The organism is Erwinia papayae, assembly GCF_058241465.1.
This window is the reverse complement of the sequence record NZ_JBZCHT010000013.1, coordinates 1,682,383-1,696,317: the sequence shown is the minus strand read 5'-3', so window position 1 is coordinate 1,696,317 and position 13,935 is coordinate 1,682,383. Positions and strand designations below refer to the sequence as shown.

General features: G+C 56.3%; 9 protein-coding genes. 2 read left to right on the top strand and 7 right to left on the bottom strand.

What is annotated here, in order from left to right:
- Positions 1 to 156 precede the first annotated feature (156 nt).
- Complete coding sequence (locus tag AC3RPL_RS24005; RefSeq protein WP_490741818.1) at positions 157 to 1,176, bottom strand: LacI family DNA-binding transcriptional regulator; 1,020 nt, start codon at positions 1,174 to 1,176, stop codon at positions 157 to 159.
- A 377-nt stretch (positions 1,177 to 1,553) separates the two neighbouring features.
- Here AC3RPL_RS24005 and fliD point away from each other — a divergent pair, with 377 nt between their 5' ends.
- Positions 1,554 to 3,233: a flagellar filament capping protein FliD gene (gene fliD / locus AC3RPL_RS24000; protein WP_490741817.1), complete on the top strand. Its 1,680-nt coding sequence runs from the start codon at positions 1,554 to 1,556 to the stop codon at positions 3,231 to 3,233.
- A gap of 337 nt (positions 3,234 to 3,570) precedes the next feature.
- On the top strand, positions 3,571 to 5,241 hold the full coding sequence (gene leuA, locus AC3RPL_RS23995; RefSeq protein ID WP_490741816.1) for a 2-isopropylmalate synthase: 1,671 nt from the start codon (positions 3,571 to 3,573) through the stop codon (positions 5,239 to 5,241).
- On the opposite strand, the gene AC3RPL_RS23990 is transcribed toward leuA, so the two are convergent.
- The 6 genes from AC3RPL_RS23990 to AC3RPL_RS23965 all read right to left on the bottom strand — a co-directional run bounded on the left by AC3RPL_RS23990 (position 5,228) and on the right by AC3RPL_RS23965 (position 13,931).
- The gene (locus tag AC3RPL_RS23990) at positions 5,228 to 5,992 is read right to left on the bottom strand and encodes an AraC family transcriptional regulator (protein WP_490741815.1); all 765 of its coding nucleotides are present in this window, start codon (positions 5,990 to 5,992) and stop codon (positions 5,228 to 5,230) included. The genes leuA and AC3RPL_RS23990 overlap by 14 nt on opposite strands.
- A 996-nt stretch (positions 5,993 to 6,988) precedes the next feature.
- Positions 6,989 to 8,167 carry a type III PLP-dependent enzyme gene (locus AC3RPL_RS23985; protein WP_490741814.1) on the bottom strand — a complete coding sequence of 393 codons (1,179 nt, stop codon included), beginning with the start codon at positions 8,165 to 8,167 and terminating at the stop codon, positions 6,989 to 6,991.
- Complete coding sequence (locus AC3RPL_RS23980) at positions 8,164 to 9,921, bottom strand: IucA/IucC family protein (RefSeq protein WP_490741813.1); 1,758 nt, start codon at positions 9,919 to 9,921, stop codon at positions 8,164 to 8,166. The genes AC3RPL_RS23985 and AC3RPL_RS23980 overlap by 4 nt, the downstream gene beginning before the upstream one ends.
- Positions 9,896 to 11,053, bottom strand: coding sequence for an MFS transporter (locus AC3RPL_RS23975; RefSeq protein ID WP_490741812.1), 1,158 nt, complete (start codon positions 11,051 to 11,053; stop codon positions 9,896 to 9,898). The genes AC3RPL_RS23980 and AC3RPL_RS23975 overlap by 26 nt, the downstream gene beginning before the upstream one ends.
- Complete coding sequence (locus AC3RPL_RS23970; RefSeq protein ID WP_490741811.1) at positions 11,053 to 12,765, bottom strand: IucA/IucC family protein; 1,713 nt, start codon at positions 12,763 to 12,765, stop codon at positions 11,053 to 11,055. Before AC3RPL_RS23970 ends, AC3RPL_RS23975 begins: the two co-directional genes overlap by 1 nt.
- Positions 12,765 to 13,931 (bottom strand): ATP-grasp domain-containing protein, encoded by a 1,167-nt coding sequence (locus tag AC3RPL_RS23965; protein ID WP_490741810.1) that lies wholly within the window; start codon positions 13,929 to 13,931, stop codon positions 12,765 to 12,767. Before AC3RPL_RS23965 ends, AC3RPL_RS23970 begins: the two co-directional genes overlap by 1 nt.
- Positions 13,932 to 13,935: the final 4 nt, after the last annotated feature.

Here is a 13,935-nt window from a genome sequence, read left to right as displayed (position 1 = left end):
ACATTGAAAGTGCAGGCAGTATCAAACAAATATTTCGTCCGTCACAATAATGAAATTTTCATTCTTTGATAGAGATCATGAATTTTTTTGATCATTGAATGATATTTTTCTATCATTTTTTTTGCCATCAGCTTCACCACTGTGACCTGTACCTGTTCAGATATTTTCGCGAGTGACCAGGTCAAACGGCACGGTGATATGCAGCGCATTGCTGTCGTCAGAAGGGGTATTGATCATCAGGTGAATGATTTTTTCGGCCATGAAATCAATCCGATGCCTTATCATAACCGTAATATGTCCGGCAATAAGCGCCAGTTCATCACCAATAACCGGACCGTGGCATAACAGTTTTATCTGCCGCCGGTCACTTTCCTGTATCGCTTTGATAACCCCTTCAATTCCGCCGCACGGAGCGTAGATCATGGCCAGATTGCTGTTATCCGCCAGCAGCTGCCGGGTCACGGCATAGCCACCGTCAACGCTTTCATAGGTCATCGAAGGTTCAGACACCACGTAGTCACATTGCTTTTCGCGCAGATAAGAACGAAAACTGATTTCGCAACTTTCCTGACAGTTAAAACGATGATCGCCAATCAGCACACCAATCACATCCCCTGCCGCCAGCAGATTGTCGGCAAACCATCCGGCCGTCCTTCCCGCCTTCTGATTATCAAGGCCGATATACCCGGATAGTCCACAGGGCGAGAGGTTGGAAAAAAGCGCGTAAACCGCCACCCCGGCGGCGGTGATTTTTTTAATCGTGTGGCGGATTAACGGATGGTCAAGCGCAACCAGCCCGATAACATCCACGCGTTCGGCCAGCGCTTCCAGAGACACCACCATGCTCTGCACATCGTGAATATCAAGCCAGACAAACTCCGGTTGCTCCTGAACAGAGTCACCAGCCACGCGGGTTATTTGCTCTGCAAGCGACTGATAAAATGAATACTCCTTCGAAAGCAAAATAAACCCGGTGCGCACGGCAGATTTTGCCGGTTTTGCTTCGTAGGCCATCATCGTCAGCAGCTCTTCACGGTATCCCAGCTGTTCCGCAGCCTTCAGCACCCGTTCACGGGTTTCGCGTCGTACTGGTGCGCGGCCATTCAGCACCCGATCCACCGTTGCCACACCGACTCCGGCAGCTTTTGCCACGCCAGCCATAGAGATTTTTTTCATTGCCCTGACCTTAAATGATAGATAGCTATCATTATCATGCATATCACTGGGTAGCGATGCAAATCCGCTACGCCTGCGCCAACTTAACGGCCATTTCCCACTCCTGAAAAGCTTCAGGCAGACACGCCGTCATTTTCAGCAGTCTTCATCGATGGCAAAAGTTTTATTGACTCTCCCTTACAAAAAATACATTAATATTTCTTTATATTTACAAAAAGTGAGCAACTGCAAACACCCTCAATGCCACTGCGCCTTGCTCAGATAAGCAAAAATTGATTTGCGTTTATAACGCAAATTTTTACTGAAGTTCTCTCTGGTCATGCCGATAAGTTCAACTGCTACTAACTTCCTGTGTACAAAAACAACGAGGAAACATTATGAGCACAATATCATCGCTACCGGTCTCATCTGCGCTAAGCAGTTCGGCATTATCTGCCGCCACCGCAACCCCCTCTGTTGCTGATGATTCATCAACGCAAGCCGCAGCAACGGCGACCACATCGTCAGATGACTCGGCAGCAACCTCCACCACAACGACGCCCTCATCCTCCGGCACGACGTCATCGGCAACCCCCACCACGGCGACTACCACCTCAGAAAGTTCAACTACCGATTCCGGCACCACTGACAGCGGTATGAGTATGCTGGATGTCGGCTCGGGGCTGGATCTGAGCGGGATGCTCGACAAGCTTGAGGAGACGGAAAAGGCCGCGCTGACGCCTGTCACCCAGCAGCAGCAGTCCTGGACCGCAAAGCTGAGCGGTTATGGACAGCTGAAAAGTTCGCTGGAGACATTTCAGACCGCGAACCAGAAACTGACCGACCCTACGCTGTTCAACGCCACCAAAGCTGACAGCTCCAGCTCCGCCATCAGCACCACCACCACGGCAGGCGCTCAGGAAGGGAAATACAGCGTCAGCGTGTCACAACTTGCCCAGTCGCAAACCCTGACCTCCGGGATTGCGAAAGATACTGACGCGAAACTGGGTGACAGCGGCGTTGACAGCCGCACACTCACCATCACGCTGGCTGATGGTTCACACAAAGATATCAAGTTGAGCAGCGACCAGACCTCCATGTCCGGTATGCAGGATGCCATTAACCACGCCGATGCCGGGGTCACCGCCAGCGTGGTGAAAGTGGCGGATGGCAGCTATCGTCTGTCACTGACCGCCAGTGAAACGGGAACCTCCCACGCCATTACCTCGGTCAGTGCCGACGGAGACGACAAACTGGAAAAGTTTATTGGCTTCAGCGCGGGCGGTGGGGGCCTGAGCGAAAGTGTTAAAGCGCAGAATGCAAAACTCAGCGTGAATAATATTGATGTGGAAAGCAGTTCAAACTCCGTCAGCGACGCGCTGCCTGGGGTTACGCTGGATCTCAATGCCGTCACCTCAGGCAGTCAGACCGTTACCGTTTCCACCGACACAGACAGCGCAGAGCAGGCGGTCAGCGACTGGGTGGATGCCTATAACGCTCAGGTGGACACCTCTGCCAGCCTGACAAAATCAGCGGCGGCGGATGCCAGTGACAGCGATACCACCCAGTCTTCATCTGAAGACAGCAGCAACGGCCCGTTAGTGGGTGACGGCACCGTACGTACCATTCAACGCCAGCTCCAGAATGCCCTGACGGACAGCTCAGGATCGGATTCACTCCAGTCGTTGATCCAGGTCGGCATCACCACCGACCCGATGACCGGCAAGCTGAAGCTGGACAAGGATGCCTTGCATACCGCAATAACAGAAAGCCCGGAAGACGTCAGCAATCTGTTTGCCGGTAATGGCAAGAGCACCGGCACGGCAACCAGCATCGCCACACAGCTCACCAGCGCCCTTTCTGAGAACGGTTCGCTGGGAAATGCACAAAGTGCGGCAAGTAGCCGTCTTAGCACACTGCAACAGAGATACAGCGAGCAAAGCCAGCGCATCGACAACACGCTGGAACGCTATAAAAAGCAGTTCACTCAGCTGGACAGTGTGATAAGCCAGTTAAACAGTACCAGTTCTTTCCTGACGCAGCAGTTCAGCGCAACGCAGTCCGAGAGCACAAAATAGCCAGTTCAAAGGGCCTGATTGCAGGCCCTTTTCTTCCGCTACGACGAATAATTATCCTCACCTGGCCAGACGAAAGTCAGTCAGCCCCTTACAATCAGTCATTGCGCTGATATCCGCGATGCATTGCCACTCAGCAGCATCTGGCCCGTTAGAACCCCGCACTCTCTTACCAAAGGCACAGCACGTTTGCGTTTAAAATACCGACCGTCTGTTTTTTGCCGCCATAAGCCGGTTATTTTCGATTTTGTCACTTTTGCGTAATCGGTTGTCAGATATCGGTGAGCGCTGCCGCCCGGGTTTGCATAACACTGTCGATTCCCACTACAAGGAGTCCGGCATGTTAAACACCCCGTCGTCAAAATATAAAGCACACCCTCCCATTAACCTTGAGGGGCGTAAATGGCCTGACCGCACGCTGACCCGCCCGCCGCGCTGGCTGTCAACCGATCTGCGTGACGGTAATCAGGCGCTGGCGGAACCGATGGATGTGGCACGTAAACTGAAATTCTGGGAGCTGCTGATTGAGTGTGGATTTAAAGAGATCGAAGTCGCCTTTCCTTCCGCGTCGCAGACGGATTTTAACTTTGTCCGGCGGCTGATTGAGGAACAGCGCATTCCGCAGGATGTCACCATTCAGGTGCTGACCCCGGCGCGGGAAGATTTAATTACCCGCACCTTTGAAGCCTTACAAGGCGTCGGCCGCGCAACCGTCCATTTATATAACGCAACGGCACCTCTGTTCAGGGAGGTGGTGTTCCGCCAGACGCGGGAAGAGATCGTCCAGCTTGCTGCCAATGCCGCAAAACACATTCGCCGCTTAGCGGCTGAGGCTACGGAAACCGCCTGGACATTTCAGTACTCGCCCGAAACATTCTGTTTTACCGAGCCGGATTTTGCCTTACAGATAGCAGAAGCCGTAGCTGAAGTCTGGCAGCCCGGACCTGAGCGTCCGATGATTATCAATCTTCCGGCAACGGTCGAAGTCAGTATGCCGAATATTTATGCCGATCAGATTGAACATTTTTGTCGCCATTTTTCCCGCCGCGAACAGGTTAGTATCAGCGTGCATCCGCACAACGATCGCGGCACCGGCATTGCCTGTGCCGAACTGGCGATGCTGGCGGGGGCCGATCGCGTCGAAGGCTGTCTGTTTGGTAACGGCGAGCGCACCGGAAATGTCTGCCTGGTCACCCTGGCGATGAATCTTTACACCCAGGGGATCGCCCCCGGACTCGATTTCAGCCAGATGAAAAAAGTGGTGGAGCGGGTGGAAGAGTGTAACCAGCTGCCGGTCGCGCCGCGTCATCCCTATGCCGGAGAGCTGGTGTTCACGGCATTCTCCGGCTCTCACCAGGATGCGATCAAAAAAGGCTTTGCCGCCCGAGAGCGCTCATCCGATCCCTTCTGGCAAATCCCTTATCTGCCGCTCGATCCTGCCGATATTGGTTGCAGCTATGAGGCGGTGATCCGCGTCAACAGTCAGTCGGGTAAAAGCGGGCCGGCGTGGCTGCTGGAACAGAATCACGGCCTGCATCTGCCCCGTCAGCTGCAACAGGCCTTTAGCCAGCTGCTTCAGAACCGCGCGGATGCAGAAGGTAAAGAGATGTCGCAAATGGCCGTCTGGAACCTGTTCCGCGAAGCATACGGGCTGGTTGACCTGCCCCCGTTAAGCCTGACGCAATACAGCTGCACCAACCTGCCCGGCGAGCGCACCACGCTGACTGCCGAACTGATTTATCAGCAAAGAAGTCTGCATCTGCAAGGGTCAGGAAACGGTTTTCTCTCCGCAGCGCTGAGCGCGCTGTGTCGTGAGCTGAAAACCGATATGGAAATTGAGAGCTATCAGGAGCATACGCTGGGTAAACGCAGCGACAGCCGTTCTGTCGCCTATGTCTGCTGTCGTAACCGTGCCGGCGAATGCGGTTGGGGAGTCAGCATTGACAGCGATATCACCCGCGCTTCGCTCCAGGCGATGCTCAATGCCGCCGCACACTTCATGACGCCCTGAAGTAATCACCGGGCGAAACCCCCATCACCCGGCGAAACATGGCGCTGAACGCCCCGGGATTGGCATAGCCTGAATCCAGCGCCACCTGGGTCACCTGCTCGCCCTGCGCCAGACGCGTCAGGGCCAGCAGCAGACGGGCACGACGGACCCATTCACTGAACTGCATACCGGTTTGCTGATAAAAATGGCGGTTGAGCGTTCTGCCACTGACACAGACCTGACTGGCCGCGTTCGCCACGCTCCACTCCTGATGCGGGGCCTGCCGCACGGCGTCACACAGCTGTCTCAGTCGCTCTGAAACCGGTTCAGGCAAACTGAACGGCAGCGTATTCATCAAACGGATCTCATCAAGGATAAGTTCATAAATACGTTCCGCCCGACTACCGGATGAATACTCCGCGGGCAGATCCAGCGAGCTGACAATCAGCTCCCTTAACAGCGCGCTGATTGCCACCACCTGGCAGACCACCGGCAGATCTGCCCTGGCCAGCGGCTCAACAAACAGCACTCTGGCCTTAACTTCACCCACGATGTGCAGAGCATGAGGCGTATCTGAGGGTATCCACACCCCACGCGAGGGGGGCACCACCCAGATACCCTGCCGGGTCTCCAGGCGAACCACGCCACTTAGGGTATGAATTAACTGGGCGCAACTGTGCGTATGCCAGCTTTCATAATCCCCATGCTGATAATCATGCGCTAAGGGGATCAGGGGGCGATGGGAGAAATCAAAATCGCGTTGTCTTGTCACAGGTTATCTTCATTGCAGGCTGAGTAAGTAAGACACGTATGCTGGCATACAGGCTACCGTTATTCTTTTGACTGTGATTTTCAAATAAGCTCTGAAGATCGATGATAATAATCATTATAAATTAACCACCATAAAAAATAAATTATTTACATAACAAAAAAAAGAAAATAAAAAAACACCCTGATATTCTGATTTGAATCTGGAGAATTTTTTTCTGGTTTTTATCATTTTTTGACAGCATGAAAATATAAAAATAATCAGGGAAGATTAACCAGGGATGAAAAATGGCTGACAAACCGGGATATCATTCTTCCCTGTTGCATTTCAACCGCAAAGGAAAAGTTATTCATACAGAATAAATCTTCCTTTTTATCCTCAATATATAAATTCATGGGGAGAATTTACCATGCCCATCTCTGATACATCTGCACAGGAACATAATAAAGTTGCAGAACCTGATACGGCAATTGATCTGTTAAATTCAGACTTCGATAACAGATATATTATCAGCAACATGCATTCAGACAACAAGGGTGTTTATGGGATATATAACAAAATTTAAAAAGAATATTTTTGAATGACGAAACTTTTTCATCATCTGAAGGACTCACTCAGACTATTATTCATGAAATAACTCACTCAGTAGATACTGAAGATTACCTTTATTTTGACGTGAATTTGAAAATCAGGAAAAAGTATATCGGTCTGAAAAATAGATACTTGATCAATATGTATCAGCTATGATGCATGATACAAGTGCAGCAAGGATTTTTTCAACTTCCGCAGCAAAGCACCCTCTGAAGGACGACTTTATTAAAAATAACCTGATCTCAAAATCCTGAGCAGCTGGCTGATTGGGCTCAGCCGTTGGCTCAAGCTAAAAACCTGAAACAGGCGATGAAACTCACCTGATTACGGCACAATAAAAGGTATCCCCTCAGTCACCCCCTTGCAGGAAAGCAAGCGATGCCCGATGCATCGCCTGCTTCCATTACCTCACTTCAGCCAGAACATTTCAGGCGGTGAATGCATCAGGAAATTCTGGTGCGAAATATTCCATGCATAGGCTCCGGCAAGGCTGAACACCAGCCAGTCACCCGGTGCCAGCGCCGTAACCGGCTGCTGACGTGCCAGCACATCTTTCGGCGTACAGAGCTGGCCGACCAGCGTCACCTGTTGCCCGCTAATCCAGGGTGTGTTCTGCTCTCGCCGCAGTACGCTGAACGGATGGTTGTGACTCTGCGCCGCAGGCGTACGAAAGTGATGCGTGCCGCCGCGCCCGATAGCAAACCACTCCCCGAGGTTTTTCTTGATGTCCAGCACTTCCATCACATACCAGCCACACGGCGCGGTAATGTAGCGCCCACATTCAAAACGCAGCGTCCAGCCACGGGCCTGGCTCTGCTGAGTGATATCCGGCAGGCGCTGACAGAAAGCGGCCCAGTCAAAATGCTTCTCAGGGTCAAGGTAGTTGATCCCTATCCCACCGCCGACGTTGATTAAATCCACCGACAGCGACCAGCGCTGGCACCAGTCCTGCACCTTGTCCAGATAGAGCCGAATCAGGGCCAGATGATTATCCACATCCAGCTGATGTGACATCAGATGGAAGTGAAAGCCGCGCAGTTCAATCAATGGCGATGCGGCAATCTCCTGCAATGCGGCGGGCAACTCCAGCTCATCCAGACCAAAAGGCGTCGGTTTTCCGCCCATCATCAGGTGGGTGCCGCTGATGCCATCCAGTGCAATATTCATGCGCAGCAGCACCGCCACGCGGCGGTTTTCCTGTTGGGTAATGGCCGTCAGACGGCGCAGTTCCGTCAGGCTTTCAACATGCAGGGTGACCACCCCGCACTCTACTGCCTGGCGCAGTTCGCTCTCCATTTTACCCGGACCGCCGAAGATCAGCGGCTTATCGGGCACCTGCTGCCGCAGCCAGGCAAGCTCGCCGCCAGAGGCGGCTTCGAAGCCGTCAACAAACTCGCTCAGCGTGTGCAGCACCGCCGCTTCCGGATTGGCTTTAGCGGCATAGTACAGCTCACACCCTGCCGGTAGCGCACTGCGCATCTGCCGGATGTGCTGAGCCAGCGCGCTCAGATCGTAAACATAGGCACAAAAGGGTTCTGTGCGCTGTTGCTGCAACTGTTGCAGCGTCTCAAGTACCTGCGGCGTCACCGGGCGCTCCTCATTGGGTGTTGCATCATGGTGTAATCCGCATGTCGATCAGCCTGCTGCAACAAACGGATTTTCAGGTTGTTTTTCGACGGTATCGCGCCACCTGCCAGCATCGCGGCGATCTCCGGCTGATGCTGCCAGCGGGCCAGCTGAGTCGCCAGCCGATCCCACAGCTGCTGCTCCAGCTGACGATCGCCATCCGCCAGGCGGAACAGCACTTCTGACAGATGGTTGATAAACAGGCAGTAGGCAACGCGCCGCCAGCCCTGCTCACGGCTGTACCAGACAGACTGACGTGCCCGTTCCGACATCATCGCCAGATCCCCGGCTGACCAGCGTTCGGTGGTCAGCTTGGTGCCTTCCAGATCGCGTATCCAGATATCAGTCGGCAGCTCGCCGTTCATCGCCAGCAGCACATTTTGCAGATGCGGCTCAAACACCAGACCGTCGGTGAAGAAGGCATCCAGTACGCCAGGCAATAACACCGCCAGATAATGCTCCAGCCACAGCAGACTGGCCTGCTGCATGGTCAAGCCGCGCGCCGCACCGAGCTGTGAAATAACCGCCTGCAACGGGCTGTTGCCCTGATGGTCGAGAGCAAAGAGTGCCGCAGCCAGCCACGGCTGCTCATCGCGCAGGTTGTCGCGATAGAGGATGCCGAAACATTCCTGAAGATGGCGCACCTCATCCGCTTCCCCCTCCTCAGCAATGGCCGAGAAATCGAGGCTGCTGGCGGCGGGTTCACGCATAATGTGGAAACCTGGCGCACTGGCTTCCAGCCGGGCGAAATGGCGTTCCAGCAAGGCATTAAGCGCCACGGCGCTCTCCAGTTCGTACCAGGCATTTTTACGCACGCAGTTAGTCAGGCGCACATGAATGGAGAGCTTCAGGAAATACGGCAGCGACGCCAGGTACAGCGTCCGCACCGAAGAGGTCGCGGCAAAATCCGGCCCTACCTGCCCCAGCGGGGTGATCAGCCCGGCACGCAGCGCGCGCTGATAAACCGGTGAGCCGGTAATATGGCGCACCTCCCACGGATGGCACGGATAGCAGTCTGCGCCCTGCAACTGCGCCAGCACGGCGGAAACCGGCGCATCGCCGCTGACCTGCAACAGCGAAGGGTCAATGCGGAACCAGTACAGCGGAAAACGCGCCGAGACTTCCGGCGAACAGGCCAGCAGCGCTTCCGGCGTCACCCCCTGACGGCTTTTCGGGCTGGGATGCATCGGATGCCCCCACAGCAGGCTCTCTTCACTGCGAATATAACGATGTTCAGCCGTAGCGTGCGGCAGATGCGAAATAAATGACGCCATCACCTGTACGCTGTTTTCAATCTGATCCATCAGTTCAAGGTCCGGCAACTGACCGGTCTGGCGCACCATATCCCCGACCAGAAACGCCATCGCTTCGCTACAGCGCACCGCCCGCCACGGACGACCAAACTGCTTCACAAAGGGCGTACCGATAAAATCACCGCGCCCCAACAGGCTCCAGCGTTGCGCCCGAATAGCCAGCAGCGTACCCTCTGCCCCCCCGAATTCCAGCAGCACCACCTCGCCGGAGACCATCCGACTGGCGAGCGACAGCGGAATATTTCCCTGGCGTACCAGGCTGATGCTGCCTGCCGGACGGGCGAATTCACGGATATAGCAGTTCAGCAGCGCCGTCAGACCGGCAAATTCCGCCTGTTCCCGCTCTGGCGAGACTTTTGGCGTCAGCAGCGGATGTTTACGAACCGCGAGTGATACGGACATAACCTGATCCTCGTAAAGGTGAAGTAACAAAGATTAACGCGGCACAGAGAGCCGCAAAGGCAGACGCCAGCCAGGGCGTCTGCAAAGAGAAATGCACCACCAGCCAGCCTGCGCTGGTTCCGGCGGCAACCCCGGCCCATTTACCGGCAGCATCAATCTGACCAAACTGCTTACCGGCGCTGTGCTGACGGATCCGGTCACTGAGCATCTGATTCGCACCGCTGTAGGCCAGCAACATCCCCAGGCCAAACAGCGTTCGCGCCATCAGCAACGCGGCCTCCCCGGCCAGCTGCGTGTGCCACAGAGCAGACACGGCCATCAGCACCGTGCCCGGCAGGAAGTACAATGCGCGTCCCGCCAGCCGGTGCCACAGGGGTAACAGCAGCAGATAGATAAGGTGCGGCCAGCTGTAAAACACGCCAATTAACAGTTCCTGATGCAGCCAGCGGGCGGCATACGGCAGGAAATAGGGAAAGGTCACCACCATCGCGAAGTTAAACAGAAACTGCATTGCCCACAGATCCCGCAGCAGGTTTCTGCCCGCACCCACAGCGGCGGGAGCGGCTTTTTTGACCGTGACCTCATCAGCAGGCAGGCACAGGCTGAACAGCAATCCACACAGCGGCAGCAACGCCAGTCCCAGCCATAACCGCTGGCCGATGTGCGGAAACAGCATCAGAATTACGCCCATCAGCGGTGGAGCACTCAACAGCGCCAGCCTGGCTGAAAACTGCGTCCAGTTCAGCGCCTTCGCCAGCTCATCGCCGCGCAGATGAACCGACAGATAACCGTTGGCCGCCGCCAGCGTGCCACCTGCCAGGCCCTGCATCGCCAGCGCCACCATCAGCCAGGGTAGCGAAGGTGCCGCACCGGCAAGAAGAAACGCCAGCGTCAGCCCCACCAGCGCACGCTGGAGTGACAGCCGTCTGCCATAACGGTCGGCAAAGCGTCCCCACCAGGCCGAGGAGAGTGCAGTCATCACCGCCGGTAAGCTGAACAGCACGCCGGCCCACAGGCTTTGTTCTCCGATACCAAACGCCGTCAGTAAACGCGGCAGATAGAGCGGCACGCCCAGCACGGTAAACGCCGCCAGAAAGTGGCAGGCGAGCACCACCAGCAGCGTGCTGCGCATCAGCCGTTCCCCCGCCGCAGAAAGTTCGGCCCGCTTTGTCCATAGAACTTGTTGATATCCGCCGCGCCGGAAGCCTCTTTACTCAGCAGGCTGCCGCTCAGCAACAGGTATTTCACCGGCTGAGTGGGCGATGCAAACAGCTGCTGCCGGGCAAAGTCGGTAGCCACACCTTCCCGTTCCAGCTGCGTCAGGCTGTTCTCCAGCGCCGTGCGCAGCGTCTGATACGCCGCTTCTCTCTCCAGCAGTTTCGCTGCCGCCAGACTCTCCAGCACCGCCGCCAGACAGAGCTGAAGGGTGATGGTGATAAACATTTGTGCCAGCGCCAGGTCGTCCTGCACGCTGATTCGCGGATCGCGCAGTTGATCAACACGCGCGGCCAGCGACGGACAGGCGGTTTTGAAGCGCTCAGGCAGCAGGCGGGCGGCATCATTATCTTTCATCACCAGCGTCAGCGGTTCACCGGGTGTCAGACTCAGCACCGCATTTTGCTGGTTCGATTCCAGCGCAATGCCGAAGCGCAGCCACAGCATCAGATGCACATCGGCCATCAGCTGGCAGTATTCACGCCACCAGCTGGCAGCATCCGGCATCCCCGACTGTTGCAGCAATGACGCCAGCAGCAGACGTCCGTCCGGCAGGCGGCTGCCCAGCGCCGCCACCGGTAGCAGTGTTTCACCCGGGCGCGGGGCGGCATAGCGACGCAGCAGAAAGGCCAGCTGTTTATCCTCGGCAACATGCCCGCAGAAACGCTCGTCAACGTGACGATATTTCCCGCGCAGCAGCGGCTCCTGCTCACCGATCGCAGACAGCACTTCGGCAAACCACTGGCCGTCATATAGCGTGGAAGCTTTGATCAGACGGATATTCTTCTGTCCGAGGGTGCGCATACTCAGCGGCACCTTAAGGTGATCGGCAGGATGGTCCGCCAGCTGTACGGTGCGCACCGACAGCGTCGGATAAACCTCAAGCCACGATGCAGGCGCAATCACCGCTCCGGCAGGCAGCGCGGTGAGATGAGGCAGGGTCAGTGGATGCACCGGGACCAGCTCATAATCGGCCTGCATCCCGGCATCCAGTCCCACCTGCTGCGGCTGCGGCCACCATGTGGGTCTGGCGTCGGGCGCGGTCAGCCGCAGTTGCTCGCGCGACAGCGCCACCCAGCGCAGGCGGAACGGCTGGCAGAACTCCGGCGCGTACTGGCGCAGATCGGCCTCGCTGAAGCCAAACTTGGCGCGGGCGGTAGGGTAATAAGGATGATCGAGAAAGCTCGCCAGCTGATCGGCATGACGCAGTCGCTCGCCCCAATTCATTTCCGCTGGCGTACGCATTAACCTTGCCTGTTGCTGGACAAAGGCCGCCGCGCACAGCTCCCCCTGCGCCACTGCGGCATCCGCCTCTTCTTTATAGGTGGCAAACAGCTGACGGGTTTCCTCCTGCCCGTCGGGCATCAGCGCCGCCAGCCAGGCGGCGTAGCCTCTCTGCGGCTGCCATCCGGTGGCGGTTTCCACTTCCCAGCGCGGATGCAGCGCCTGCCAGTGCTGCATGTAGTCGCTGGCCGACACCGCCAGCCGCAGTTTTTGTCGGGCGGTCTGATAAATCAGCCAGCACTGCTGTTGCTCTTTAAGGATATGACCATTGCTGACCAGGCCGCTGACGTCTTCACGCAGACAGGCGTTAATAATGCGTAAGGTGATGTAATCCTGCTGGTCCATCAGGCAATCTCCCAGTTCAGCGTCGCCAGAGTACGGGTGCTGAGTTGCTCAAGCTGAACAGCATCGCAGGCTTCGAAATAGAGCACGCCAAGATAGTCTTTATTGGAGCAGGTCAGCTCAAGGCGTTCGCCCTGCGCTTTCAGCGCACGGTAGCGCAGGCCTGGCGCATCGGCAGGTTGCGGAGCCTGGCGCAGGATGCCGTTCTGTTCGGCCACCAGGTAGTGGATCAATGCTTCACCCACCGCCGGTTTGACCGGTGGCAACGGCTCGCCGAGATGCAGGCGCAGTATGGGCAGAAACCAGCCTTCCGGCAGCAGACGATCCAGCAGCATTTCGCGGCCATCTCCGATACTGCGGTAGTTGATCTCCACCAGCACCGGTCCCGCGTCCGTGACAATAAATTCGCTGTGGCAGACACCAAAACCCACGCCGAAATCGCGCAGCTGGGCCAGTGCCTGCTGCTTCCAGCGCGTGCTGTGCTCGCCCGCCCAACGCGCGGCGGTTTCAATAAAATGGGGCGGTGCGGAGAGTTCAACATCAAAGCCGCCCACCGCCACCAGCTCATTACCATCCCCCAGCGTCTCCAGGGTAAACAGTGGGCCGCTCATAAAGGCTTCCACCAGCAGCGTCTGACGTGATGGCAGCGAGGCCAGGTAGCGCTGACAGCTGGCAAGATCCTCCACCAGCCGCACATCCATTGAAGCCACGCCCTGGCCGGGTTTGATCACCACCGGCCACGGCCAGTCCGCCTGGGGTTGTGCGTCGGGCAGCAACTGCGTTGACCATACCGACGGTAATCCCTGCGCCTGCAACCGCTGGCGCATCCGCCACTTCTCTTTTGCCGCGTAGCAAATCTGCCAGTTTTTCGCCGGCAGCCCCAGCGCAGTGGCGGCAATCGCCGTCGCGGTTTGCAAATGGTCGCTGTTGGAGAACAGCGCGGCAGGGGTAATCCCCCATTCGGTCAGGGTGTCGAGGATCGACAGCGGATTGAACACCTCGCACTCAATCACATGGATGCTGTCATCCAGCAGCTGATTGTGCGCCATTGCATGGTCGGTGAGCAGCACCACCGGGTAACCCAGACGTTGTGCAGCGGGAATGAAACCTTCGGTCACCGCCGCATTAACGACGTGACTGACTATCACATAAGGCTTGTTATTAAGCATGTGC